The sequence below is a fragment of the Aestuariimicrobium sp. p3-SID1156 genome (assembly GCF_025144225.1).
In the GTDB taxonomy this organism is placed as follows: domain Bacteria; phylum Actinomycetota; class Actinomycetes; order Propionibacteriales; family Propionibacteriaceae; genus Aestuariimicrobium.
In genome coordinates this window covers 59,961-86,164 of record NZ_JALXXB010000002.1, presented here as the reverse complement: position 1 = coordinate 86,164, position 26,204 = coordinate 59,961, and the positions used below count along the sequence as shown (strand labels likewise).

Annotated in this window: 19 protein-coding genes and 1 pseudogene; 14 read left to right on the top strand and 6 right to left on the bottom strand. The window is 67.8% G+C overall.

Going from position 1 to position 26,204, the window contains the following annotated elements:
• Nucleotides 1–14 precede the first annotated feature (14 nt).
• Nucleotides 15–1,451 (bottom strand): lysine--tRNA ligase, encoded by a 1,437-nt coding sequence (lysS, locus tag M3G03_RS03100; protein WP_396121878.1) that lies wholly within the window; start codon nucleotides 1,449–1,451, stop codon nucleotides 15–17.
• A 229-nt stretch (nucleotides 1,452–1,680) separates the two neighbouring features.
• Between lysS and M3G03_RS12835 the strand changes: the two genes are divergently transcribed.
• Complete coding sequence (locus M3G03_RS12835; RefSeq protein WP_311197460.1) at nucleotides 1,681–2,355, top strand: heavy metal-binding domain-containing protein; 675 nt, start codon at nucleotides 1,681–1,683, stop codon at nucleotides 2,353–2,355.
• 179 nt (nucleotides 2,356–2,534) lie between these two features.
• Here the strand turns inward: M3G03_RS12835 and M3G03_RS03090 are convergent, their stop codons facing one another.
• The 3 genes from M3G03_RS03090 to M3G03_RS03080 are packed head-to-tail and all read right to left on the bottom strand — an operon-like array spanning nucleotide 2,535 to nucleotide 4,869.
• Nucleotides 2,535–3,266 (bottom strand): DUF3618 domain-containing protein, encoded by a 732-nt coding sequence (locus tag M3G03_RS03090; RefSeq protein WP_259808010.1) that lies wholly within the window; start codon nucleotides 3,264–3,266, stop codon nucleotides 2,535–2,537.
• On the bottom strand, nucleotides 3,263–4,165 hold the full coding sequence (locus M3G03_RS03085) for a phage holin family protein (protein ID WP_259808009.1): 903 nt from the start codon (nucleotides 4,163–4,165) through the stop codon (nucleotides 3,263–3,265). The genes M3G03_RS03090 and M3G03_RS03085 overlap by 4 nt, the downstream gene beginning before the upstream one ends.
• A complete protein-coding gene (locus M3G03_RS03080) occupies nucleotides 4,162–4,869 on the bottom strand; it encodes a hypothetical protein (protein ID WP_259808008.1) in 708 nt (235 codons plus the stop codon). The genes M3G03_RS03085 and M3G03_RS03080 overlap by 4 nt, the downstream gene beginning before the upstream one ends.
• Before the next feature lie 638 nt (nucleotides 4,870–5,507).
• Here M3G03_RS03080 and M3G03_RS03075 point away from each other — a divergent pair.
• The 4 genes from M3G03_RS03075 to M3G03_RS03060 are packed head-to-tail and all read left to right on the top strand — an operon-like array spanning nucleotide 5,508 to nucleotide 10,401.
• Nucleotides 5,508–6,083: a TetR family transcriptional regulator gene (locus M3G03_RS03075; RefSeq protein WP_259808007.1), complete on the top strand. Its 576-nt coding sequence runs from the start codon at nucleotides 5,508–5,510 to the stop codon at nucleotides 6,081–6,083.
• Nucleotides 6,080–7,819, top strand: a complete 1,740-nt coding sequence (locus M3G03_RS03070) for an ABC transporter ATP-binding protein (protein ID WP_259808006.1) — start codon at nucleotides 6,080–6,082, stop codon at nucleotides 7,817–7,819. Before M3G03_RS03075 ends, M3G03_RS03070 begins: the two co-directional genes overlap by 4 nt.
• Nucleotides 7,816–9,831: an ABC transporter ATP-binding protein gene (locus M3G03_RS03065; protein WP_311197459.1), complete on the top strand. Its 2,016-nt coding sequence runs from the start codon at nucleotides 7,816–7,818 to the stop codon at nucleotides 9,829–9,831. Before M3G03_RS03070 ends, M3G03_RS03065 begins: the two co-directional genes overlap by 4 nt.
• Before the next feature lie 54 nt (nucleotides 9,832–9,885).
• Nucleotides 9,886–10,401, top strand: coding sequence for a flavin reductase family protein (locus M3G03_RS03060; RefSeq protein ID WP_259808004.1), 516 nt, complete (start codon nucleotides 9,886–9,888; stop codon nucleotides 10,399–10,401).
• On the opposite strand, the gene M3G03_RS03055 is transcribed toward M3G03_RS03060, so the two are convergent.
• Nucleotides 10,388–11,287 carry an endonuclease domain-containing protein gene (locus M3G03_RS03055; RefSeq protein WP_259808002.1) on the bottom strand — a complete coding sequence of 300 codons (900 nt, stop codon included), beginning with the start codon at nucleotides 11,285–11,287 and terminating at the stop codon, nucleotides 10,388–10,390. The genes M3G03_RS03060 and M3G03_RS03055 overlap by 14 nt on opposite strands.
• A gap of 309 nt (nucleotides 11,288–11,596) precedes the next feature.
• Nucleotides 11,597–11,953: a BlaI/MecI/CopY family transcriptional regulator gene (locus M3G03_RS03050; RefSeq protein ID WP_259808000.1), complete on the bottom strand. Its 357-nt coding sequence runs from the start codon at nucleotides 11,951–11,953 to the stop codon at nucleotides 11,597–11,599.
• A gap of 59 nt (nucleotides 11,954–12,012) precedes the next feature.
• Between M3G03_RS03050 and M3G03_RS03045 the strand changes: the two genes are divergently transcribed.
• The 9 genes and pseudogenes from M3G03_RS03045 (at nucleotide 12,013) to nifJ (ending at nucleotide 26,109) form a co-directional block, all read left to right on the top strand.
• On the top strand, nucleotides 12,013–13,503 hold the full coding sequence (locus M3G03_RS03045) for a cytochrome ubiquinol oxidase subunit I (protein WP_259807999.1): 1,491 nt from the start codon (nucleotides 12,013–12,015) through the stop codon (nucleotides 13,501–13,503).
• A gap of 18 nt (nucleotides 13,504–13,521) precedes the next feature.
• Nucleotides 13,522–14,601 carry a cytochrome d ubiquinol oxidase subunit II gene (cydB, locus tag M3G03_RS03040; protein ID WP_259808584.1) on the top strand — a complete coding sequence of 360 codons (1,080 nt, stop codon included), beginning with the start codon at nucleotides 13,522–13,524 and terminating at the stop codon, nucleotides 14,599–14,601.
• A gap of 177 nt (nucleotides 14,602–14,778) precedes the next feature.
• Complete coding sequence (gene cydD / locus M3G03_RS03035) at nucleotides 14,779–16,473, top strand: thiol reductant ABC exporter subunit CydD (RefSeq protein ID WP_259807998.1); 1,695 nt, start codon at nucleotides 14,779–14,781, stop codon at nucleotides 16,471–16,473.
• Nucleotides 16,470–18,047: a thiol reductant ABC exporter subunit CydC gene (cydC, locus tag M3G03_RS03030; protein WP_259807997.1), complete on the top strand. Its 1,578-nt coding sequence runs from the start codon at nucleotides 16,470–16,472 to the stop codon at nucleotides 18,045–18,047. The genes cydD and cydC overlap by 4 nt, the downstream gene beginning before the upstream one ends.
• Nucleotides 18,048–18,059: 12 nt before the next feature.
• On the top strand, nucleotides 18,060–18,383 hold the full coding sequence (locus M3G03_RS03025; protein WP_259807996.1) for a thiamine-binding protein: 324 nt from the start codon (nucleotides 18,060–18,062) through the stop codon (nucleotides 18,381–18,383).
• Between the two features lie 42 nt (nucleotides 18,384–18,425).
• On the top strand, nucleotides 18,426–19,448 hold the full coding sequence (locus M3G03_RS03020; RefSeq protein ID WP_259807995.1) for a hypothetical protein: 1,023 nt from the start codon (nucleotides 18,426–18,428) through the stop codon (nucleotides 19,446–19,448).
• Between the two features lie 69 nt (nucleotides 19,449–19,517).
• Entirely contained in the window at nucleotides 19,518–20,651 is a 1,134-nt protein-coding gene (locus M3G03_RS03015; protein WP_259807994.1) for a hypothetical protein, read from the top strand.
• Between the two features lie 111 nt (nucleotides 20,652–20,762).
• Nucleotides 20,763–22,397, top strand: coding sequence for an NAD(P)-binding protein (locus M3G03_RS03010; protein ID WP_259807993.1), 1,635 nt, complete (start codon nucleotides 20,763–20,765; stop codon nucleotides 22,395–22,397).
• Nucleotides 22,394–26,109 (top strand): annotated as a pseudogene (gene nifJ, locus M3G03_RS03005) (pyruvate:ferredoxin (flavodoxin) oxidoreductase). The gene M3G03_RS03010 and the pseudogene nifJ overlap by 4 nt, the downstream one beginning before the upstream one ends.
• Nucleotides 26,110–26,204: the final 95 nt, after the last annotated feature.

Below are 26,204 nucleotides of genomic sequence, written 5' to 3'. Positions count from 1 at the left end.
CCCGCCCGATGGCCTCAGCCCCGGGGGCGTAGCAGCGGGAACAGGATCGTCTCCCGGATGCCGGCGTCGGTGAAGAGCATGATCAGGCGATCGATGCCGAGCCCCAGGCCACCCATCGGCGGGGCGCCGAACTCGAGCGCATTGAGGAAGTCCTCGTCCAACTGCATCGCCTCGGGGTCTCCGGCGGCTGCCTTCAGCGACTGCGCCGTGAGCACCTCGCGCTGGACGATCGGGTCGATCAGCTCGGTGAAACCCGTGCCTCGCTCGACGCCCCCGATGATGAGGTCCCAGGCCTCGACCATGCGCGGATCCTCGCGGTGCGGGCGGGCCAGCGGCTGGGCGATGGCCGGGTAGTCACAGACGAACGTCGGCTGGATCAGCGTGGGTTCGACGATCTCACCGAAGAGCTCCATCGCCAGCTTGCCGTCGTTCCAGTCCGGGTTGACCTCGATCTCGTACTTCTCGGCGAGGCGCTGCAGGTCGGCACGCGGGGTGTCGAGGGTGACCTCCTCGCCGACAGCTGCCGAGAGCCCGGGGTAGAGCGGCAGCCATTCCCACTCACCACCCAGATCGATGGTCCCTGCAGGGGTCTCAACCTGCATCCGGTCCACCGCACGCGCGGCATTCTGGATGATGTCCTTGATGGTCTGGGCGATGGTGAACTGGTCGCCCCAGGAGTGGTAGGCCTCCAGCATCGTGAACTCGGCCGAATGGGTGGAATCGATGCCCTCGTTGCGGAAGATGCGTCCCATCTCGTAGACCCGGTCCGCCCCGCCGACCATCGCCCGCTTGAGGTAGAGCTCCAGCGCGATCCGCAGGGTCATGTCGATGTCGAAGGCATTGAGGTGGGTGCTGAAGGGACGCGCCGCGGCTCCGCCGTGGATCAGCTGGAGTGTGGGCGTCTCGACCTCGAGGTAGCCCTGGTCCTCCAAGGTGTGTCGGATGGACTGGGTGATCAGGGAGCGCAGCCGCACCATGTCGCGGGCCTCCTGGCGGACCACCAGGTCGGCATAGCGCTGGCGAACTCGGGTCTCCTCCGAGAGTTCCTTGTGCATCACCGGCATCGGACGCAGCGCCTTGGACGCCATCCGCCACTCGGTGGCCATCACCGACAGCTCGCCACGACGGGAGCTGATCACCCGCCCCCGCACCCAGACGTGGTCGCCGAGGTCAACCTCGGCCTTCCACGCCGCGAGGGCGTCCTCACCCACTTCGGCGAGGGACAGCATGACCTGCAGGCGCTCGCCGCTGTCGGCGGGGGTGAAGCCGTCCTGGAGGGTGGCGAAGGCGAGCTTGCCGGTGTTGCGGATGAAGACGACACGACCGCCGATGGTCACCTCCTCCTGGGTTTCCTCACCGGACGCGAGGTGGCCCCAGCCCTCACGCACCTGCGCCAGGGAGTGGGAACGGCGCAGGTCACCGGGGTAGGCCTGCCCCCCGGCGTCCAGGATGCGCTGGCGCTTGTCACGGCGGACCTGCTGCTGCTCGGAGGCGTCTGCCTGCTCGAAACTGTCCGGCGCCGGGGTCTGGGGCTGGTTGTTCTCACTCACTCCCCCAGCCTATCGAGGGCATCAGCGATGGCCCACATCCTGGGGCTCGCGCGACTCATCTGATGCGCTGCCGGCAACTCACGTCCCAAGGCTCTCCCCCGGGCCCCCGGCAACCGTTATCGTGGCGACCATGAGCTACCCACCCTATGGTCAGAACCCCTACGGCCAGCCCTCCGGACCCTGGCAGGGTGCGGGCGGCCAGCCCCCGCAGCAGCCCGGTTGGGGCCAGCCGCAACAGCAGCCGGGGTGGGGTCAGCAGCCCCAGCAGCCCGCCTGGGGGCAGCCCCAGCAGCAGCCCGGATGGGCAGGCCAGCCGGGCACGTCCGAGCAGCCGCACCCGCAGCCGCAGCAGTCGGGCCCGGCGCACCCGGTGCCGCCGACTCCCGTGCCCGAGCCCGAGCGTCGTAAGGCCCAGATGATCCGGCGCGATGTGCTCGTGGTCACCACTGAGTCGATTCCCGGACGCGACGTGGTGGAGGTTCTGGGTGAAGTCCTCGGCGTCATCACGCGTCCGCGCGACATGCGTCCGAGCCCCGACATGACCGCAATCCTGACCGAGACCCGGCAGGAAGCCATCTCCGCGATGGTCGAGATGGCCCAGGACGCGGGCGCCGATGCGGTCATCGGGCTGCGATTCGACGGTGGCAAGATCGCCGACGCGGCCAGTGAGATCACCGCCTACGGGACCGCCGTGAAGCTGGACCGGAGCCCCACGCGCGCCGCCGAAGCAAAGGACGAGCAGGGCACTGAGGAGAGCCCGGAGGAGCAGCCCGCCGAGGAGAGCAACCCATTCGTCAGCTTCTGACCGCCGCGAGCGTGTGAGCGTCGGGAGTTCGTGAGCGTCGGGGTTTCGTGAGCATCGGGATTTCGTGGGCGTCGGCAGTTCCGGGGCGCCCCCTGGGTTCTCCACCGACGACGCTCTAGGGCCCGTGTACGGCAACGGCCGGCACCTCGAGGTGCCGGCCGTTTCGTGGTGCGTGACGATCAGAACTGGGTGGTGTTCTTGTCCTGCTCGTGGACGTACTGGACATTGTCCTTGGCATCCTGGGCCTGCTGGACCGTGCTGTCCTTGGCGCTCTGGGCCTGGTCGGTCACATTGTCCTTGGCGTCCTGGGCAGCCTGCTTGACCTCGTCGACGGCCCCCTGGGCGGCGGGCTTGACCTGGTCCACAGCATCCTTGGCAAGGTCCTTGACCTCGTCGACCACCGGCTGCGCCTTGTCCTTGATGGTGTCGGCCGCACGGGACTCGTAGCGGGTGGCCGGGAAGAGGCTGCCGATCAGCGAGCCTACGCCGAAGGCGATCAGGCCGGCTGCCAGCGGGTTGCCACGTACCTGGCTCCGGACCTCACGAGGAGCCTGCTTCGCGGCCTGACGGGCGTCCCCGGCCTTGTCGGAAACGAAGTGGCGGGCGTCATCAACCTTCTCGCCCACCGCGTCCCTGGCGTCCGAGGCGGCGTCACGAGCACGGTCGGTGGCCGAACGGTCCTCGTGGCCGTAGGGGTCACGGCCGTACTGGTCGTAGCTGTCATCGCTTCCCATGATGCGCTCCTTCACGTTGCGGATGCCGCTGCGCACTCCCTCGACCGCCTTGTCAGCCTGACGCTGGGCCACATTCTTCGGGTTGGCCTCGTCGGCCAAGGCGTTGACGTCATAGCTGAGGTTGGCGCGGGTGCGCTCGATTTCTTCGCGAATCTGGTCGGGATCGTTGGTGCTCATCGGTTCTTCTCCTCATTGCCCTTGACGGCGTCGGGAATCTGCTTGAGGGTCTGCTGGGTCTGCGGGACCCCCTGGACCTCGTTGAGTTCGGCCTTGCCCTTGGCGGCCATGACAGCAGCGGCGATACCCCACAGGACCGCCACGATGAGGAAGCTCCAGCCGTACTTGGGAGCGTCCCCGTCGAGCAGGTGGGCGATCAACCACCACAGGGCGAGGCTGCCGAACAGCAACACCATGTGGCCGGCGACACCCGCGCCACCCAGCAGCCCCGCGCCCTTGCCGGCGCTCTTGACGGACTGGTTGATCTCGGCCTTGGCCAAGGCGACCTCCTGACGCATCAGCGTCGAGAAGTCGTTGGTGAGGTCGCCCATGATCTCGCCGAGGTTCCGGCTGTCCCCGGGGACGCGCGGATTGCTCTCGAGCATCGAGCGGTCGGCGGCAGAGGCTCCTCCGCGTCCCGCGTCGCCGGAAGCGAAGCGCTGGTCCTCGAAGCGCTGCTCCTGACGATCGTGGGACACCGAGCCCCAGTCCTGGTCGGCACGGTGGGGGTTCTCGCCCCCGTGACGCTGGTCGCCCTGGTAGGGGTTGCGCTGCTGGATGACGGTCTCGCTCGCATCGACGCTGGGCGCTGCGGCCTGGCCATAGTCGGCCGCGTTGGGATCACCGATCACGGGCTGCACGTACTGGCCCTGCTGTCCCCACTGGCCGTCCTGCCCGGCAGAGCCATCGCGCGGCTCTTGCGGATCCTGGGTGCCCGGACTGTAGCTGGGCTGCTGCCCGTACTGGCCCTGCTGGCCGTACTGGTCACCTCGGCGGTACTCGTCCTCCCCGGACGAGAGGGGGCCGGGCACTATCGGGGGATTGCCACTTCCGGCCCCAAAATTGTTCGGGTTACTCATCGGTTCTGCTCCCCGAGGCGCTGCTCGTCGTCGGAGTAGCTGTAGAGGTGCCCCTCACCCTGCGCGGACTGGGTGCCTGTGGTGTACGAAGCACCGGGGGTGTACTGGCTGCCGGGGGTGTACTGGTTGCCGGGGGCGTACTGGCCCTGGGTGTAGGTCGACTGGGCCCGCTCGTAGTACCCCTGGTCGTAGAGCCCTCGGCGTCCCGACTCGAGCGCACGCGGCTGGTCGGCGTCGGACTGCATGCCGCGGATGAAACGGCCAGCGAGGAAGCCTGCCCCAGCGGCCAGGGCCAAAAAGGTGCCGGGGCGGCGGGCCGCGAAGCGGCGCACGTCGTCCAGCACGTCCTCGGGGTTGCGGGAATCGAGCCAGGAGGCCACGTCATCGCCGACCCGGGATGCGTCCCCCGCGAGCCGGGTGACAGCGCCGTTGGCATCCGAGGCGCCAGCCATCTGGCCGGCCTCACGAGCCAGGTCGCGCACCACCTCGGCGAGGCGGTTCTGGCCGGTGGCAGCCTGCGAGCGCAGCTGCGACACCGACTCGTCGAGCACGCCCCGGGCCTGGTACTTCACCTCGGCAGCAACCTGCTTGGCCTCGCCCTTGGCGGTGGAGCCCAGATCGGCTGCTTCGGTCTTGACGGTGTCCTTGAGTGCGGAGGCCTCGGCGGCCGCCTGATCCTTGGTCGGATCGAGTTCGGAGGTCATGTCTTTCCCCTCTTCCGTGTGAAAGATGATGTCTCGTCTTCAAGAGTCACACGCCGTGGAAAGAAATGTGCGGATAGGCCCGATGTCGATCCGCTGGGGTGGGATTAGCGCAATGCGATACGAATTCCGCTCCGATCCGGTATAAACCGTCCCGTAGCAAGGTTGTCAACGATGGCCTCGGCCAGGCCGCTGTCGACCAGGGTCTTGGAGCCGCGAGGGCTTCCACCGCACCCGGCACCGGGACGACCCCCACATCTGGAGTTCAGAGGGGATGAGTCGGGCCGAGGGGGGATTGCTCGGGAGCGTGCGTGTGCTCGACCCTGGTACCCCTCTGGGCCGGCACCCCCCGGGCACGGCAACTCTGTAGGCAATCGCTCCCCGACCGCCCGAGAACGACACACCGATGTCCGCAAACGGGCACGGATGAATCACGCGGGATGAACTCCCGCCATTTCTGGCCTCCCCGGTTCCCTCCGTGCCCGTTTACGGACATCGGAGCGCCTGTGGGGATCCCCTCCAGCGTCGGTCTCGCATCCTCCGGTATGGACCCCTCCTTTGACGGCTCGGGAGCGTGGAGGAGAGCGAGGAAAGCCGTCTCGCGTTGCGTGAGTGAGCGCTCACTCATTACCCTTTCCTCTGTGACCCCGCGCGCCCCCGCCCTCTCCCCCGCTCAGCGACGGCTCTCCATCCTGGAAGCCGCCAGTGTCGTGGCCATGGCCGGACCGGCCGGGTTCACGGCACGGGCCGTGGCCGAAGCCGCCGGCGTCGCCGAGGGCACAATCTTCCGCTACTTCCCCTCCATGGATGCCCTGCTCGACGCGGTCATCTGCCATGTCCTCGATCCGGCACCGACCTGTGCGGCTCTCCGAGAGCTCCAGTCCCCCACCCTCGAGCAACGCGTGGCCGACATGCTCAGCCTCCAACGCGGGGCCATGGAACGGGTCGGACGTGTCTTCGCCCTCGCCGTCGCCGACCGCCCCCAGGCACCGAGACAGCATTCCCATGAGCAGCACCATGAACGGCTCGTTCGGCTCCAAGAGGCCATGGCCGAGGCCCTCGCCCCCTTCGAGCACGAGCTCCGCTTCCCCCTGCAGACCGTGGTGGCCCAGATCCACGCGGCCGCCTTCACCGCAAGCCACCCGATGTTCGACATGCACGTGCCTGACACGGTGCTCGTCGACATCCTCCTCCACGGCCTCAAGGACCGCGCATGAACCTCGTCCGGCTGGTCAACCAGCACATCCGTCCCTATGCAGGCATGGTCGCGGCCGTCATTCTCCTGCAGGTGCTCGCCGCCGCGGCCTCGCTCTACCTACCCACTCTCAACGCCCGCATCATCGACCACGGCGTGATGGAGCAGGACATCCCCTTCATCTGGCGCAACGGCGCCATCATGCTCGGGGTCGCCGCCGTCCAGGCCATCGCGCAAATCAGCGCCGCCAACCTGGGCGCCCGCATTGCCATGGGCCTGGGAGCTGACCTCCGCGCCCGCATCTTCGGCCGCGTGCTCAGCTTCAGCACCCGCGAACTGAACACCTTCGGCGCCCCTTCCCTCATCACGCGCAGCACCAACGACGTCCAGCAGGTCCAGCAGCTGGTGTTGATGAGCCTGATCATGATGGTCTCCGCCCCGATCACCATGGCAGGCGGCGTCTTCATGGCCCTGCGCGAGGACGTCCAGCTCTCCTGGGTCATCCTCATGGCAGTCCTCTCCCTCGCGGTCATCCTCGGATTCCTGATCGCCCTGGTCATCCCGCTGTTCGGCGCCCAGCAGACGCGCATCGACACCCTCAACCGCGTCGTCCGCGAGCAGATCACCGGCATCCGCGTGGTCCGGGCCTTCGCCCGCGAGCGCCATGAGGCAGCCCGTCTGGACCAGGCCAATACCGACCTCCGCTGGGTGGGCCTGCGCATCGGACGCATCATGTCCCTGCTCTTCCCGGTCCTCTTCGTCGTGATGAACGTGTCCTCGGTGGCGGTGATGTGGTTCGCCCGCACGCGCATCGACGCCGGACACCTGCAGATCGGCCAGCTCACCGCCTTCATGGTCTACCTGGTGCAGATCCTCATGAGCGTGATGATGAGCACGATGATGGTCTTCATGGCCCCCCGCGCCATGGTCTCGTCCAACCGCATCCGGGAGGTCCTGGACACCGACTCCTCCGTCATCCCACCATCCCACGGCATCAGCCAGCTGCCCGACCCCGGCCACGTCCGCTTCGAGGACGTCACCTTCACCTATCCCGGCGCCGAGGTGCCGGTCCTGCACGAGGTCTCCTTCGACCTGCTCCCGGGCCAGACCACCGCCATCATCGGCGCCACCGGCGCCGGCAAGTCGACCCTGGTCAACCTGGTGCCCCGCCTCTTCGATGCCACCAGCGGACAGATCACCATCGGCGGGGTCAACATCCGCGAGATCGATCCAGACACGCTGTGGGCATCGGTCGGCCTGGTGCCGCAACGGCCCTATCTGTTCAGCGGCACTGTGGCCTCCAACCTCCGCCACGGCGACCCGGACGCCACCGACGAACAGATGTGGGAGGCCCTCCGCATCGCCCAGGCCGAGGACTTCGTGCGCGACATGGAGGGACGCCTCGAAGCGCCCATCAGCCAGGGCGGCACCAACGTCTCCGGCGGCCAGCGCCAGCGCCTCTCCATCGCCCGCGCCCTGATCAAGAAACCCGCCATCTACGTCTTCGACGACTCCTTCTCGGCCCTTGACGTCGCCACGGACGCGCGGCTGCGCGCTTCACTCGAGCCCGTCACCCGCGACGCGTCGGTGCTCATCGTGGGCCAGCGCGTCTCGACCATCCGCCACGCAGACCAGATCCTGGTGCTGGACGACGGCCGCATCGTCGGCCGCGGCACCCACGAGGAGTTGCTGGACGGTTGCCCCACCTACCAGGAGATCGTCGACTCCCAGCTGAGCGCCGAGGAGGCCGCCGCATGAGCACCGAACCCAGCTCGAAGCCGGCTCCCGGCGTCCCCCAGGCAGCGACGTCGGTCAAGGCCAACCAGCGCTCGAAACACGAGGCGATCGCTCGGAAGAACGCCGGCCCCGGAACCCACGGGATGGCTCCGGTGGAGAAGGCCGCGAACTTCATGCCTTCGCTGAAGCGCCTGCTCGCGCGGATGCGTGGCGAGCGGATCCTGATCGGGATCGTGGTGGCTCTTGCGGTGTTCGGCGTCGCGGGCAATGTCGTGGGGCCCAAGATCCTGGGGCGGGCGACCGACCAGATCGTTGCGGGGGTGGTCGGCAAGGACCTGCCCGCCGGGGTCACGAAGGCCCAGGTCATCGAGCAGATGCGCGCCGCCGGCCGGGGGGACTTCGCCGACATGCTGGCCACAATGCCGGTCGTGCCCGGGCAGGGGATCGACCAGCATGCCCTCGGGCGGATCCTGCTGCTCGCGCTCGTGCTCTACGTGGGCGCGATGCTGATGACTTTCCTGCAGGGCTGGATCCTCAACGAGGTGGTGCAGCGGGTGGTCTACGGGCTGCGGCGCGACCTGTCTGCCAAACTCGACCGGCTGCCGCTCAGCTACTTCGACAAGCAGCCCCGCGGGGAGCTCCTCAGCCGGATGACCAATGACATCGACAACGTCGCCCAGACCCTGCAACAGACCCTCCAGCAGATCCTCAACGCGCTGCTGATGGTGGTCGGGGTGCTCATCATGATGGGCTCACTGAGCCTGTGGTTGACCGGCGCGACGCTGCTGATCGTGCCGCTGTCCGGGGTGGCGGCGGCGCTGATCGGCAAGCGCGCCCAGAAGGAGTTCCAGGGCATGTGGGCTGCCACCGGCACGCTGAACCAGACCATCGAGGAGTCCTTCACCGGGCACGCCCTGGTCAAGGTCTTTGGCCGGCAGCGCGAGGTGGAGCAGCTGTTCGCCGAACGCAACCGCGAGCTCCGGGAACGAAGCTTCCGTGGCCAGTTCCTGAGCTCGATGATGATGCCGGTGATGTTCCTGATCGGGAACCTGAACTACGTCGTGGTCGCAGTGGTCGGTGGTCTGCAGGTCGCGCGGGGCAGGATGCCGCTCGGCGACGTCCAGGCCTTCATCCAGTACTCGCGCATGTTCACCCAACCGATCACGCAGCTCGCGTCGATGGCCAACCTCCTGCAGTCGGGCGTCGCGTCGGCCGAACGAGTCTTCGAGGTGCTGGACGCGGAGGAGATGCGCCCCGATTCCGAGGGGCACCTGGCGCCCAGCCGCGGGCGAGTCGAGTTCCGGGACGTGGACTTCAGTTACACCCCCGGGCGCCGGTTGATCCGCGACCTCTCGCTGGTGGCCGAGCCCGGCCAGACGATCGCCATCGTGGGGCCGACGGGGGCGGGCAAGACCACGCTGGTGAACCTGCTGATGCGCTTCTACGAGCTCGATGGCGGCGAGATCCTGCTGGACGGGGTCGACATCTCCTCGGTCCCGCGCGCTGAGCTGCGCCACCGGATGGGGATGGTGCTGCAGGACACCTGGCTGTTCGGCGGGACCATTCGCGACAACATCCTCTATGGGCGATTGGATGCCACGCAGGAGGAGATGCTGGAGGCGGCTCGGGCGACCTATGTTGACCGGTTCGTGCACTCGTTGCCCGACGGATATGACACCGTGATCGACGAGGAGGGTTCGAACATCTCGGCCGGCGAGAAGCAGCTGGTCACGATCGCCCGGGCCTTCCTGGCGAACCCGTCGATCCTGATCCTCGATGAGGCGACCAGCTCGGTGGACACCCGCACCGAGGTGCTGGTGCAGCAGGCCATGAACACCCTGCGCGAGGGCCGGACCAGCTTCGTCATCGCGCATCGGCTTTCCACCATTCGTGACGCGGACCTGATCCTCGTGATGGAGGACGGAGCCATCGTGGAGAAGGGGACCCACGCCGAACTCCTTGCGTCCGGTGGGCATTACCACGACCTCTACCAGGCACAATTCCGCGCGGCAGCTGTTGAGGTGGCGTCCTAGACTGCCAGCAGTCGGCTGAGAGACAGACCACGCAATGACAGGAAATCCCGAGACATGACCATCCACACCTCCCACCCCTTCGCCGAGAACGAGCGCGTGCTGGGGCGGCAGTTGCGGGGGCGGCTGGGGAACCGGGTGAGCCTGTGGTGCGCCGGCCAGTTGAGCGAGTGGCCGGGGGGGTTGACGGTCAGCTCGATGCTCGTCGTGCCCGGGGAGCCGTGGCGGGTGGTGGGGTTCATAGACCCGACCTCCGAACTGGCCAGCACACTGGAGGAGACCGGACGGGCCACCGTGACCCTGCTGGAATGGGGCGACCGTGCCATCGCCGACATGTTCGCCGGACTGACGCCAGCGCCGCGCGGGCCGTTCAAGCATGCCGAGTTCCGGCAGACCGACTATGGGCCGTTGCTGGCAGGTGCCCAGACCTGGGCCGCAGTGGAGGTGGAGGACGTCTGCGAGGTGGGCTGGATGCAGCAGGTCACCTGCCGCGCAGTTGACATCACCATCGGAGCGGATGACACCCCCTTGCACCACGTCCGTGGGCGGTACGCACAGATCACGCGAAGCTGAGCAGCTGCTGGCCGGCAGCCCGGTGGAGGCGGCGGCGCAGGCCGATCAGCGAGCGGACCAGCTCGACCACGAGGGTGGGCTCCTGAAGCATCGCCCAGGTCAGCCGCAGCGGCACCCACCCGGCCTTGACAAGGTCGTTCTGGCGTGCGCGGTCACTTTCGAAGGCGTCGGCCCCGTGGAAGGTCCGACCGTCGACTTCGATCATGATTCCCAGATCGACGAAGGCCAGGTCGAGATGGGCGTGGCGATTGCCCAGTTCCACGCGATAGTTGGTGGCCCACCCGGTGACGCCCGCCTGGCGGAGGATCTTGTGGAGCAGTCGCTCTGCCGGTGACCAGGGCTGATCGCGGCTGTCCTCCACCACCTCACGGCGACGCCGATTGCCGTGGCGTCGGCCGCCCCGGTCGAGGGCTTCGTGGAGGTCCTGCAGGCGGGTCCTCGTGGCGCGGAAGGCGCAGTCGATGGCGGCACCGTCATCACCGGAGGCAAGGTGGACGATGGTCCGGGCGACTCGAGTGATGCGGAGCTGCTTGTGCTCGGCGACGTCCTCGGGAGGGACCGGCGAGCGGTGCAGCCGAAACCCGGTCGGGGCCCACTTCTTGCGGGTGGAGTGGAACTCAATGATGTCCACCTTCGCGTCGGGGTCATGGCTGAACCTGGCTGCTGCGGTGCCGGTGATGACGGCGTCCGGCTCCCAGCGGGCCAGGGCGGCGCATCGCACCCAGAGCAGCTCTGCCTGCGACGCCGCCACGTAGATACCGGGGAACAGGCGTTTGACCAGGCCCTTCGCCGCCATTCGGGACAATGGGCGAGCCGTGCCGGGGTGGTCGCGGATGCAGATGATGCCCTCCGCGCTCAGCACAGCCTGGATCTCGTGGGGTCTCATGTCTGGGTTATGGGGGCCAGCGGCAGTCTTGGCCCCGTTGTCCACAGGGGAGTTCTTGACCCTGATGACCTCGACCGGGCACGAGTCGCTGATCGACGGCGACCCAGGGCTGAAATCAGGCATTGCCGATCTCCTCCGTGCCCGTTCGGAGACAGCAGGCGGTGGAGGCAGACCGCAGGAGATCAGGGCGACGGTGCGAAAGATGAGGCCGGATCCCACAGAGTAGGGGTCACCACGGCCCGCCAGGTCGACGCCTCAACCGCGGCACGGCTCGCGGCTCAGGTGTGCGCTGTCAGCTCCTGACAGAGTTCAGGCGTGCGCCTTCAGGACCCGGCCGAGGTGTTCGCGCTGCGCGGCGTTCAGGGCGGAAGCGAGCTGTCCGAGCACGACGTTCTGCTCCTCCCCCGCTTCCTCGAGCAGGTCCAGCATCTCGGCCACGATCAGATCCGCCTGGGTCGTGGCGGGGCGGTACATCCAGACCCGGCCATCCTGCTCGCGATCAACTCGCCCCTTCTTCGCCAAGCGGTCCAGCACCGTCATCACCGTGGTGTAGGCCAAAGACCGTTCGCTGGCGAGCGCGTCATGCACCGCCCTCACACTCATCGGCTCGCGTGAATTCCAGAGCACGCGCATGATCGCGCTCTCCAACTCACCCAGAACCGGCACGTCGCCCAGAATAGCCTGCCATTGGTCTAATTACGACGAGGCGTAGTATCTTTCGCCTCATGGACGCACAAGTGATTGCCCGCTGGCAATTCGGAATCACGACGGTGTACCACTTCTTCTTCGTGCCGATCACCATCGGGCTCTCGATGCTCGTGGCGGTGCTCCAGACGGTGTGGTACAAGACCGGCAACGACCGCTACCTGCAGCTGACCAAGTTCTACGGAAAGCTATTCCTCATCAACTTCGCCCTGGGTGTGGTCACCGGCATCGTCCAGGAGTTCCAGTTCGGCATGAACTGGTCGGAGTACTCCCGCTTCGTCGGTGACGTCTTCGGCGCCCCGCTCGCCCTGGAAGCACTCTTGGCCTTCTTCCTCGAGTCGACCTTCCTCGGCCTGTGGATCTTCGGCTGGGACAAGCTGCCCAAGAAGCTGCACCTGCTGGCGATCTACATGGCCGCGATTGGCACCCTGCTGTCGGCCGTATTCATCCTCGCCGCCAACTCGTGGATGCAGAACCCCGTCGGAGCCACCTTCCGCAACGGCCGCGCCGAGCTCACCGACTTCGGGGCCGTGCTCACCAACCCCGTCTTCCTGGCCACCTTCCCGCACCAGATCGCCGCCTGCTACATGACCGCCGGCGCCCTGATCGCCGCCATCGCGGGCTGGCACCTGGCCAAGAACAAGCGAGGTGTGCAGGCCGGCGACGAGGTCGCGATCAAGGACGCCGGCACCTGGCGGTGGGCCGCCAAGTTCGGTGCCTGGGTCACGCTGATTGCCAGCCTGTTCGTCGTGGTCTCCGGCGACTTCCAGTCCAAGGTGATGGTGGAGGCGCAACCCATGAAGATGGCTGCTGCCGAGGCGCACTACAACACCTCCGACGGCTCCAACTTCTCCGTGCTCTCCATTGGCAACCCCAGCGGAACCGAGGCCAAACACATCATTGAGGTCCCGGGTCTGTTGGGTTTCCTGGCAACCGGGAAGTGGAACGCACCGGTGGCCGGCATCAACGACATCCAGAAGCAGTATGCGGCGGAGGGCTTCAAGCGTGCCGACGGTTCCCAGACCGAGCTCCAGCGAACCTACGCCCCTGAGCTGAAGAAGCAGGAGGTCAAGATCACCCCGAACATCCCGGTTGCCTACTGGACCTTCCGACTCATGATGGGCCTGGGCTTCCTGGGCATCGCGGGCGCCCTGCTGATCCTGTGGGCCACCCGCAAGGACAAGATCCCCGCCCCGAGCAGGTCCTGGCAGCTGACCATGGGAGTGCTGCCCTTCCTGCCGCTGCTCGCCAACTCCTTCGGCTGGATCTTCACCGAGATGGGACGCCAACCCTGGCTGGTCGCGGGCGTCATGTCCACCTTGTCCGGTGTCTCCCCCGGCAACAGCGTGGGCGACGTCCTGTTCTCCACCATCCTCTACACGGTGGTTTACGGCCTGCTCGCCGTGATCGAGGTCGGGCTCTTCTTCCACTTCATGCGCAAGGGACTCCCCGAAGTGGCTCCGGTCGAAATCCAGCAGGACGAGGATGCGCCCTTGTCCTTCGCCTACTGACGGGAGGGCAGAACCATGATGCTCACACTGCTTGAGGCCTCCGCGGGCCACCACCTGCTCACCCCGATCTGGTTCATCCTGATCTCGGTGCTCTGGACGGGGTTCTTCTTCCTCGAGGGATTCGACTTCGGCGTCGCCATGCTGCTGCCGATCATGGGCCGCTCCGACCGTCGCAAGCGCGCGATGGTCAACACCATCGGGCCGGTCTGGGACGGCAATGAGGTCTGGCTCCTCACCGCCGGCGGTGCCATGTTCGCCGCCTTCCCGGGTTGGTATGCGACCCTCTTCTCCGGCCTCTACCTGCCGCTGCTGCTGGTCCTGCTGGGCCTGATCATCCGCGGCGTGGCCTTTGAGTACCGCAGCAAGCACCCGGACAGCAGCTGGCGCAATACCTTCGACTGGATGGCCACCATCGGCTCCTTCCTGCCCTCGCTGGTCCTGGGTGTTGGCTTCGCCAACTTCGTGAAGGGCATCCCGGTCGGAGGCAACCCGCCTCTGGTCACCGCCTCCTTGTGGAGCCTGTTCAGCCCCTTCGCCCTGCTCGGCGGAGTGCTCTTCGTCGTGCTCTTCTGCGCCCACGGCGCGATCTTCCTGGCACTCAAGACACGCGGAGAGCTCCACGAGGACGCCAAGGCACTCGGCTCCAAGCTGGCCCTGGTTGCGGGGGCGCTCCTGCTGGTCTTCGGCATCTGGATGAACATCGCCTACGGCAAGTCCAACGCCATGATGCACACCCTGACCTGGATCCTCATGACTCTGGCCGGCCTGTCGGTGCTGGCCGCTGGCTACCTGGTCGGCAAGGGCAAGGACAGCGTCGCTTTCCTGTCCACCGGAGTGGGCATCATGGCGATGATCGTGTCCTTCTTCCTGACCATGTACGGCAACCTGGGCTTCATCAGTTCAGGGCAGCCCGGCCTGGACATGTGGAGCGCGTCCTCCTCTCCGTACACGTTGAAGATCATGACGGTGGCAGCTGCCATCTTCGTGCCGGTCGTACTCGGCTACCAGATCTGGACCTACTGGGTCTTCCGCCGACGCATCAGCGTCGACAACATGCCCGATGACATGGCCGCCGAGCCGGCCGCGGCAACCGCCTGACCGATCCATCGACCGGCCCCGCCCCCTGAACCCACGGTTCACGGGTGGGGCCTTGTCGTTGCTCCGTTCACACCCGGGTGTCAACGGGAAGACCTCCAGCCCCGATGTCCTCGAACGGGCACGAAAGGTCCGGCCGGGACCATTTCTGGCCATCATCTCGACCCGGTAGGTTGTTCGATGCCCGTTCGAGGACAACCCGAGAACCCCCGAGAGAGGAGAGCAGTGGCCGGCCCGATCCACCCACGGCTCCTCCAACGAGTCCAGGCCACCAAGCGCTACGTCGCGGCGAGCGTCCTGGTCGGGGTCATCTCCGCCGGGCTCCTCATCGCCCAGGCCTGGCTGCTCGCCCACTGCATCGTCGGGATCTTCAACGCCCGCACCGTTGCACCCTTCACCGGCCAGATCCTCGGCCTCATCGGCGTGTTCGCCGCTCGCGGCCTGCTCGCCTGGACCAGCGAGACCCTCGCCCACCGCGCCGCCGCCGAGGTGAAGTCCGAGCTCCGTCGCGACCTCGCCGCCGCCCGACTGAGCAACCCCGTCCGTACCGACGTCAGTTCGGCCAGCCTGATGCGGGTCGCCACCCAGGGCCTCGACGACCTCGACGGCTACTTCTCCCGCTACCTCCCGCAGCTCGGCCTGGCCGTCGTCGTGCCCTTCATCATCGGCGCTGCCATCCTCTGGGCGGACTGGCAGTCGGCCATCATCGTCGCCTTCACCCTCCCGCTGATCCCGGTCTTCATGGCCCTGATCGGCTGGACCACCCAACAGTCCGTGGCCCGCCGATTCGCCGTCGCGGACCGGCTCGCCAACCACTTCGCCGACCTGATCGAGGGCCTGCCCACCCTGCAGGCCTTCAGCCGTGCCCGCGCCCAGCGCCGCGGCGTCATCCTGACCGAGGATGCCAACCGTCGCGAGACGATGAAGACCCTGCGCGTCTCCTTCCTCTCCAGCTTCGCCCTCGAATTCCTCGCCACCCTCTCGGTCGCCGTCGTCGCCGTCACCATCGGCTTCCGCGTCGTCTTCGGGCACGTCGACTTCACCACCGCCCTCTTCGTCCTGGTCCTGGCCCCGGAGGCATTCCTGCCCGTCCGCCAGGTCGGGGTCCACTTCCACGACTCCGCCGACGGGGTCGCCGCCGCCGACGCCGCCTTCGCCATCATCGACGGCCCCGCCCCGTCCCTCCCAGCCCAGTCGTCTGCCCCCGTCCCACCGCCCGATGCGCGCCTCCTCGTCGAGAACCTCACCTACCGCCACCCCGGCGCCGACCACTTGGTCATCGACAACCTCACCCTTACCGCCCACCCCGGCGAGGTCCTCGCCCTCACCGGGCCTTCGGGAGTCGGCAAGTCCACCCTCCTCACCCTCATCGCTGGTTTCACCACCCCCACCTCGGGACGCATCCTGCTGGGCGACCACCCGATTTCCGCCCTCGACCGCGAGCAGTGGTGGGCCAGGATCGCCTGGGTCCCCCAGACCCCGGGCATGGTCCGTGGCACTGTCGCCGACAACGTCCGCCTCGGCCTCCCCACCGCCACCGATGAGCAGGTCACCGAAGCCCTGCGCCTCGCAAGCTGCGAGTTGCCCGTCGACAAGCCGGTCGAAGACCTCGGCGAGGGCCTCTCGGCCGGCGAACGCCGCCGCGTCGCCCTCGCCCGTGCTCTGGTCCGCATCCGCCACGGCCAGGCGACCTGGCTCATCCTCGACGAACCCACCGCCGGCCTCGACGCCGACACCGAGGCCCGCGTCCTGGACAGTGTGAAGGCCTCAGGCGCCGGCGCCATCGTCGTCACCCACCGCCCCGCCGTCATCTCCCGCGCCGACCGCGTCATCGCCCTCACCCCGGCCAACCTCCCGGCAGGGGCGGACGCATGAAGTCCGCCCCCACCACCGCCATGCTCCGCAGCCTCCTCACTGCCGTCCCCGGCGCGCGATGGCGGCTGGTCGCCTCCATCCTGCTGGCCGCCGCAGCCTCCGGCGCCTCGGTCGCCCTCATGGGGGTTTCCGGCTGGTTGCTCAGCCGCGCCGCGGAGTTCCCACCCGTGCTCTACCTCCAGGCAGCCGCCGTCGGGGTCCGCTTCTTCGGCATCTCGCGCGGCGTCTTCCGCTACGTCGAGCGCCTGGTCGGGCACGACCTCGCCCTCCGCCTCCAGCAGGCCTTGCGCCTGCGCACCTACGATGCCCTCAGCCAGACCACCCTGCTCGGGCGCCGCCGCGGCGACCTGCTCCAGCGAGTCATCGCCGACGTCTCCGCCATCAATGACCTGGTGGTCCGCGTCATCCTCCCGTTCTGTTCCGCCTCCCTGGTCATCCTCGGCACCACCGTCATGCTGGGACGCTTCTCGCCCCTGACCGCACTGGTCCTGCTCGCCACCTCCGTCCTGGCGGGGGTCGTCGTGCCGGTCGCCGCCCAGCGGGCCACCCACCGCCTCGATGCTGAGGTCGCTCCCGCCCGTGGACGCCTGGCCGATGAGTTCCACGAGCTCGCCCGCGCCACCACCGATCTGGTCGCCAACGGCCACACCGCCGCCACCCTCGCCCGCCTCGCCGAACGCGACCATGCCCTGCGCGAGATCGAACGCCGCACGGCGTGGACCCGCGGCCTGGCCCAGGGTGCCCAGCTGGCAGCGACCGGCGTCGCCGTGGCGGCCGCGCTGCTGATCGGAGGGCAGGCTGTGACCGATGGACGTATGGCTCCGCGCCTCCTGGCAGTTCTCGCGCTGGTGCCGCTCGCGATGCACGAGGTGCTGGCCAACCTGACGCAGTCCGCCCAAACCTTCACCCGGACGCGCTCCGCACTCGAGCGCCTCGATGAGGTCATCACCGCTGCGCCGGTCGGGGTGGGCGACCTGCCCCTGGACAGTTCCGCCGACACCCCCGGCATCGATGTCTCACACGCGACGATCGGCTGGCCCGGCCACGACCCGGTTGTGCGCGACTTCTCCCTCACCGTCGGTCCGCGGGAGCGGGTCGCCCTGGTCGGCCCCTCCGGCGCCGGCAAGACCACGATCGCCGCCACGATCCTCGGCGCCATTCCCGCGCAGGCCGGGGCCGTGACCACCGGCGGCCGTCTCGGCTACCTCGCCCAGGACGCGCATGTGTTCTCCACCACGGTCGCCGAGAACATCCGCATAGGTGACAAGGACGCCAGCAGCGAGCGCATTCAGCAGGTTCTCGACCTTGCCCGCCTCCCGCTGGCCCCCGACCGCTTCCTCGGGGAGGCCGGCTCGACCCTGAGTGGGGGTGAAGCCAGACGCCTGGCCATGGCCCGACTGTTCGCCCATGACAGTGACGTGTGGGTGCTGGACGAGCCGACCGAGCATCTGGACCGGGAGACTGCCACCGCCCTCATGGACGACCTGTGGCGCGCCGCCGCAGGGCGTCCCGTGCTCGTGATCACCCACGACCCCGACGTCGTGGCGAGCTGTGATCGCAGTGTGTCGCTGTGACACACTCGACCCATGCTGATCGCTTTCTCCGTGTCCCCGATGGGCAATGACAACCCCGATGGTTCTGTGCATGACGCCGTCGCCGCCGCCGTGAAGATCGTGCGCGAGTCTGGCCTGCCCCATCGCACCGACGCCATGTTCACCACCATCGAGGGGGAGTGGCAGGAGTGCATGGAGGTCGTTCGCCGAGCCACCGAAGCCGTCCTGGAATACGGCCCGCGGGCGTCCCTGGTGCTCAAGGCCGACGTACGCCCCGGCTGGACCGGCGAGCTTGAGGGGAAGATCGTCCGACTCGAAAAAGCGCTGGATGCTGACGATGACACCAAGTCCGAATAGCATTCAAGCACTTCCGTTTGAGCCTTACAGGAGTGAATGACCATGAGCAACCCGCCCTACAACTCGCAGAACCCCGGACAGCCAGGCGGCTACGGCCAGGGCGGGCCCGGACAGCCCCAGAGCAGTCCCTACGGTCAGCCCTCGGCGCCGCAGTACGGCCAGCAGCCGTCCGCGCAGGGCTATGGGCAGCAGCCCGCGCAGGGCTATGGGCAGCAGCCCGCACCTGAGTATGGACAGCAGAACAGCTTCGGCCAGCCCCAGACCCAGGCCGGGTACGGTCAGGGCGGTGGCTACGGCCAGCCCCCCAGTGGTGGGTACGGGCAGCAGAACTTCGCTCCCGAGCCGCCCCAGAAGAAGTCGAACACTCCGCTCATCGTTGGCCTGATCGCTCTGGCGCTGGCTGCGATCGTCGGTCTGACCTACTTCCTCACCCGGGACAAGGAGCCCGAGGTCGCCACCACGACTCCAGCTCAGAGCACCTCCCAGTCGTCCGAGCAGCAGAGCACCGAGGCGTCCACCTCGAGCGAGGAAACCACCTCCACCGAGGAGACCACCAGTAGCGAGGAGTCGACCAGTAGCGAGGAGTCGACCAGCAGCGAGGAGTCGACCAGCAGCGAGGAGTCGACCACCGCCCAGACGCTGGCCAACGCCAACATCAAGGAAGGTGAGTGCATCTCGCTCACCAAGGACACCCCGATGTACAAGATCTCGAAGGTCGACTGTGGCGACACCTCCGGCCTCGGCTTCACCGTGGGAATGGTCACCAGCGGCTCCACCTGCCCGACCGATTACGCCCAGTACACCCTGACCCGCGACGGCGTCCCCTTCAAGCGCTACTGCCTGCTCAACAACCTGGGCGAGGGCAAGTGCTACACCAAGTCGACGGGTGATGAGTTCGGCTACAAGACCGTGGCCTGCGACAAGTCCAGCAACCTGTACAGCGACATCAAGGTCACCAAGCGAGTGGACGGCAAGGCCGACAAGAGCCTCTGCACCTCGGGCAGCAGGTACCAGACCTACAGCGGCAAGACCAAGCGCACCTACTGCCTGGACTCCGCCAAGTAGTTCACGACAGCACCTGTACTGCCCGCTCCCGTCCCGGGGGTGGGCAGTACTGCTACCGGAAGAAGAACCATGTCGGACACCAACTCTCCCTCGTCCCAGCCTGACAACTCCTCATGGGGCAATTCCCGTCCCGAACAGGGACGCGATCCCTTCACCGGGCGTCCGTATCCTTCACAGCCCGCGGATGAGGACCTCGCCACCACCCGCCACATCCGCCAGCCCCAGCCCCAGGGACAGTCGGAGCCCCATCCCCAGGGGCAGCCGGGGCCCCAGTGGCAGCCAACTCCCTCGCACCCTTCGCCGGGTGGCCCCGGTCCCCAGGCCGGCGGCCAGTCCTACCCGGGAGAGCGGCAGTACTCGGGTCAGCCGCAATACCCCGGTCAGCCGCAGTACCCCGGTCAGCCGCAGTACAACGGTCAGCCGCAGTACAACGGTTCGCAGCCCTACCCTGGCCCCCCGCAGCATCCCACGGGTTCCAGCGCCGTGGACGCCTCCGAGCCGAAGGCCACGTCCCGACTCCCCCTGATCCTCACCGTCGGCCTGCTGGCTGTGGCCCTGGTGGCCGCGAGCGTCTACTTCCTCACCCGCGGCGGGGACGACAAGACCGGGCCGTCCGCCACCCCGGTCAGCACCCAGACGGTGCAGCAGTCCACCTCGAGCTCCTCCGAGGAGAGCTCGACCGCTCCGAGCTCTGAAACCTCCACCGACTCCCCCACCAACAGCGAGTCGTCTTCGGGCACCGACTCCCCCAGCGCCTCCGACTCCCCCAGCGCCACCGAGTCGAGCGCCAGCAGTGTCCCTTCCGGCAACGTGCCCGCTGACCCCGGCCAGTGGAAGAGCACCTCCGCCGCCGGCCTCAAGCCGCCGACCGAGTTCAGCGTCTGGAAGAAGACCGACACCTCCGCCACCACCTCCGTGATCAACGTCTACCAGCGCTCCGATGGCGTCCCCGGCGGCATGGTGGTCATGGTGATCCCGGTCGGCGACGGCTCCCAGGCACGAGCACGGCTCCGCAACCCGGTGGTGGTCAACGGCGCAGTCTGCGGTGACGCCTCCCCCGAGAACAGCAGGCAGCCGTCCAATGTCTGCGTCATCGACCTGGGCGGCGGCGGATACGTCACTGCAACCAGCTCGGGACTGGGGGGCAGCCCCGAGTCGGTCGGCAAGGACCTCGACGAATGGATGAAGAAGGCGTCCGCCTGAGCCCATCCTGCCCCGGGGTGCGACCTGCTTCAGACGCCCCCGGGGGCGGGGACTACTATCGGCTGTAGTTGCCAACGCTGGCAACCACTGTCCCCGGAGAAGGGATCCGATATGAGCACCCAGCCCCAGGACATGACCGCTCCCCCGGACCTCGGCACGACGTCCGGGCGGGTCGGCCCCGTCCGCACCCGCATGCCGATCTACCTGGACCTGCTGCCACCCTGCAATGCGGGCTGCCCGGCAGGCGAGAACATCCAGGAGTGGCTGCGGCTGATCAAGGCCGGCCAGGTCGAGGCGGCCTGGCGGCAGCTCACCCGTGACAACCCCTTCCCCGCCATCCACGGCCGCGTCTGCTACCACCCCTGCGAGACCGCCTGCAACCGTCAGGATCTGGACGAGGCCGTCTCCATCCACTCGGTCGAGCGCTACCTGGGCGACCAGGCCATCGAGCACGGATGGCAGTTCGACACGCCCCGCGTCCACACCGGATTCCGCGTCCTGGTGATCGGCTCGGGACCCTCGGGCCTGTCGGCCGCCTACCACCTGGCGATTCTCGGCCACCGCGTCGAGATCCGCGACTCCTCCGAGCTGCCGGGCGGCATGATGCGCTACGGCATTCCCGAGTACCGCCTCCCGCGTGACGTCCTGGACGCCGAGATCGACCGTCTCCGACAGCTCGGCATCGTCTTCACCCAGAACCACACCGTCACCGACCTGGCCACCGAGCAGGCCGAGGGCCGCTTTGACGCGGTCTTCGTGGCGGTCGGCGCCCACCTGTCCAAGCGCATCGACATCCCCAGCGCGGACGCCAGCAGGATCGTCGACGCGGTGAGTTTCCTGCGTGACGTGGCCAGCGGCGAGCGTCCCCTCATCGGGCGCCGGGTCGCGGTCTACGGTGGTGGCAACACCGCCATGGATGCCGCCCGCGTCGCCCGGCGCCTGGGTGCCGAGGAGTCGGTGGTCGTCTACCGGCGCACCCGCGAGCAGATGCCCGCCCACGAGATCGAGGCCGAGGAGGCCGAACGCGAGGGCATCACCATGAACTGGCTGCGCACCATCCAGTCCATGGACGAGGACGCCCTCACCGTCGAGATCATGGAGCTCGACGAGAACGGCAGGGCCGTCGGCACCGGCAAGTTCGAGCAGCTCGAGGCTGACACCGTCATCCTCGCCCTCGGCCAGCGCGCTGACACCCAGTTCCTGCACGGCATCCCGGGGATGCAGTTCGACGACGACGTGGTCAAGGTCGACTCCCAGTCGCTGATGACCGACGTTCCCGGCATCTTCGCCGGCGGCGATGCCGTCCCCTCCGACCGCACCGTCACCATCGGCGTTGGCCACGGCAAGAAGGCCGCTCGCCAGATCGACGTCTGGCTGAATCGCGCCAACCCCGAGAGGGGCCCCAAGCACCCCGTGGTCACCTTCGACATGATGAATCCCTGGTACTTCGGGGGTCATGGACGCCGCGAGCACGTGGAACTCGCCCTCGAGCAGCGCAGCGACTTCGGCGAGGTGGTCGCCGGCCTCACGCCCGAGGAGGCCCTCTTCGAGGCCAAGCGCTGCTTGTCCTGCGGCAACTGCTTCGAGTGCGACGGCTGCCTGGGTGCCTGCCCCGAGGACGCCATCATCAAGCTCGGCAAGGGCCATCGCTACCGGTTCGACTACGAGAAGTGCACCGGCTGCGCCACCTGTTACGACCAGTGCCCCGTACACGCCATCGAGATGATCCCGGAGGGCCTGCGATGACCGCCCCAACGACGAACCCCGTTCCCGCCCGCACCGGCACTGACACGAACTCCTCGGGCACCGGCCCATCGGCCGAAGCCCCCGCCGGCGCGCGTGTCTTCCACCGCCTCAACGACGTCCAGCGGCGCCAGGCCATCATCGACGGCAACGAGGCAGCGGTCGACGTCGCCTATCGGCTGAGCGAGCTGTGCTCGATCTACCCGATCACCCCGTCCTCCACCATGGCCGAGCTGGCCGATGAGTGGGAGGCCAAGGGCCGCACCAACCTGTGGGGCGAGACCCCGACGGTGATCGAGATGCAGTCCGAGGCCGGTGCCGCCGGCGCCATGCACGGGGCCCTGCAGGGCGGTGCGCTGAGCACCACCTTCACCGCCTCCCAAGGCCTGCTGCTGATGATCCCGAACATGTACAAGATCGCCGGCGAGCTCACCTCCACCGTCTTCCACGTCGCCGCGCGCTCCCTGGCCACCCAGGGCCTGTCGATCTTCGGGGACCACCAGGACGTCATGGCCGTGCGGCAGACCGGTTTCGCGCTGCTCTCCTCGGCGTCCGTTCAGGAGGCTCACGATTTCGCGCTGATCAGCCACGCTGCGACACTGCGTACCCGAATCCCCTTCCTGCACTTCTTCGACGGCTTCCGGACCAGCCATGAGCTGAACACCCTCGAACTGCTCACCGATGACGACCTGCGCGCGCTGGTACCCGATGAGTTGGTCCTCGAGCACCGCTCCAGGGCGCTCAGCCCCGCCAACCCGTTCATCCGTGGCACCGCACAGAACCCGGACGTCTACTTCCAGTCCCGCGAGACGGTGAACCCCTTCTACGCGCGCACCCCCGACATCGTCCAGCAGGTCATGGACGAGTTCGCCGAGCTCACCGGCCGCGGCTACCACCTCGTCGACTACGTCGGCCACCCGGAGGCCGAGCGCGTGATCGTGGTGATGGGCTCAGGTGCCGAGACCGTCGGCATGACCGTCGACGCGCTCACCGAGAAGGACCCGGACGCGAAGGTCGGCATGCTGCACATCCGGCTCTATCGCCCCTTCCCCGTCGACCAGCTGCTGGACGCGCTGCCGCAGACGGTGCGCACCCTGGCCGTGCTCGACCGCACGAAGGAGCCCGGCTCGGGCGGCGAGCCTCTGTTCCTCGACGTGGTCGCCGCCCTGGGCGAGGCTGCCTCCACCGGGCGCCGGCAGGGCATGCCGACCGTCATCGGCGGACGCTACGGCCTGTCCTCGAAGGAGTTCACCCCGGGCATGGTGGTGGGCATCCTCGAGGAGATGGCCCGCCCGAACCCGAAGCCGCGGTTCACCATCGGGATCAACGACGACGTCACCCACTCCTCCCTGGAGTACTCCTCCGACCTCGATCTGGAGGATCCGCGCACCAAGCGCGCCGTCTTCTACGGCATGGGTTCGGACGGCACCGTGGGTGCCAACAAGAACACGATCAAGATCATCGGATCCGAGGACGAGTTCTACGCCCAGGGCTACTTCGTCTACGACTCCAAGAAGTCCGGCTCGCGCACCGTTTCGCACCTGCGTTTCGGGCCGAACCGATCAAGGCGCCCTACCTGGTGAATGCTGCCGGGTTCATCGGCTGCCACCACTGGTCGATCCTGGAGCGGGTCGATGTGCTGGAGTTCGCCCGCAAGGGCACCGTCCTGCTGCTGAACTCCCCCTACCCGGCCGAGGAGGTCTGGGACCGGCTGCCCGACACCATGCAGCAGCGCATCCTTGACCTGGACATCGACCTCTACGCCATCAATGCCAATGAGGTCGCCCGCGCCGCCGGTCTGGGGGGACGCACGAACACGGTGCTGCAGACCTGCTTCTTCGCGATCTCCGACGTGCTGCCCCGTGACGTCGCCATCGAGAAGCAGAAGGCGGCAATCACCAAGACCTATGCCCGCAAGTCGATGGAGATCGTGGCCAAGAACCATGCCGCCGTCGACATGGCGGTCAGCCACCTGCACCACATCGAGGTGCCGGGCCGGGTGACCTCCGAGCACGGGCTGCTGCCTCCCGTCCCGGCGGACGCGCCCGAGTTCGTGCGCGATGTGACCGCCACGATGCTCGCTGGGCGCGGTGACGACCTTCCGGTGTCCAAGCTGCCGATCGACGGCACCTACCCCTCGGGCACCACGCAGTACGAGAAGCGCAACATCTCCGACATCATCGCGGTGTGGGACCCGGAGGCCTGCATCCAGTGCGGCAACTGCGCCTTCGTCTGCCCGCATTCGGTGATCCGGGCCAAGCACTACGATGACTCCCGGCTCTCGGAGGCACCGGAGGGGTGGCTCGCTGCCCCCCTGGTCGCGGCCGGCCTGCCCAGCTCGCACTACACGCTACAGGTCTACGCGGAGGACTGCACCGGGTGCGGGCTCTGTGTGGAGGCCTGCCCCGTGCGTCCGATCGGTCAGCCCCAGCGCAAGGCGATCAACCTGGCGCCGGTGCTGGAGCGGGAGACCGAGAGGCAGAACGTGGCCTTCTTCGAGTCGATCCGGCAGAACAACAAGCAGCACATCGACTTCGGCACCGTGCGCGGGACGCAGTTCCTGCAGCCGCTGTTCGAGTTCTCCGGCGCCTGCGCCGGCTGCGGTGAGACGCCCTACCTGAAGCTGTTGACCCAGCTCTTCGGTGACCGGACGACGGTGGCCAATGCGACCGGCTGCTCCTCCATCTACGGCGGCAACCTGCCCACCACCCCCTGGGCGCGCAATGCTGAAGGGCGCGGACCGGCCTGGTCGAACTCGCTCTTCGAGGACAATGCCGAGTTCGGCCTCGGCCTGCGCCTGGCGGCTGACCAGCACACCAAGCTGGCGCGTACCCGCCTGGAGCAGTTGCGCGAGCAGATCGATGATGACGAGCTGGTGGACGCCATTCTGAACGCTCCCCAGGTCGCCGAGTCCGAACTGTTGGCCCAGTCCGAGCGAGTTCGCCGGCTGGAGGAGAAGCTGGCCGACCTCGAGGGCCCACTGGCTGCCGACCTGCGCTCGGTCTCCGACCACCTGCTCCGCCGTTCAGTGTGGATCGTCGGTGGTGATGGCTGGGCCTACGACATCGGTTCCGGCGGCCTGGACCACGTGCTGGCCTCCGGGCGCGACGTCAACGTCCTGGTGCTGGACACCGAGGTCTACTCCAACACCGGTGGGCAGTCGTCGAAGGCGACCCCGCTGGGTGCGGTGGCGAAGTTCGCCTCCGGTGGCAAGGAGACCAACAAGAAGGACCTGGCCATGCAGGCGGTCTCCTACGGTTCGGTCTATGTCGCCCGCGTGGCGATGGGCGCTGACCCGCAGCAGACACTGAAGGCCTTCCGCGAGGCCGAGGCCTACGACGGGCCGAGCCTGATCCTGGCCTACAGCCACTGCATCGCCCATGGCATCGACATCCGCAAGGGCCTGGACCAGCAGTACAAGGCGGTGAACTCCGGGCACTGGCCGCTGATGCGGTACAACCCGGTCATCCGCCAGCAGGGCGGGAACCCCTTCCTGCTGGACTCCCCGCGTCCCCGCATCTCACTGGCCGAGTACCACTCGCGCGAGCTCAGGTTCAAGATGCTGAAGCAGACCAACCCGGAGGAGGCCGATCGGCTGCTCAACCTGGCCCAGCGCCAGGTCGAACGCCGGTGGGCGGAGTATGAGGACCTGGCCACCCGCCCCGCGTCGGCCTTCGCGTCCGATGCCCACCTGGAAGACGAGGCACTGTCATGAGTGAGCAGGAGCAGTATGCGAAGACTGCCCAGCAGCAGGCGGAGCTCTCGCGGCGGGCGCCGAACGCCCGCGAGCTGGCCTCCCAGGGGCCGGGT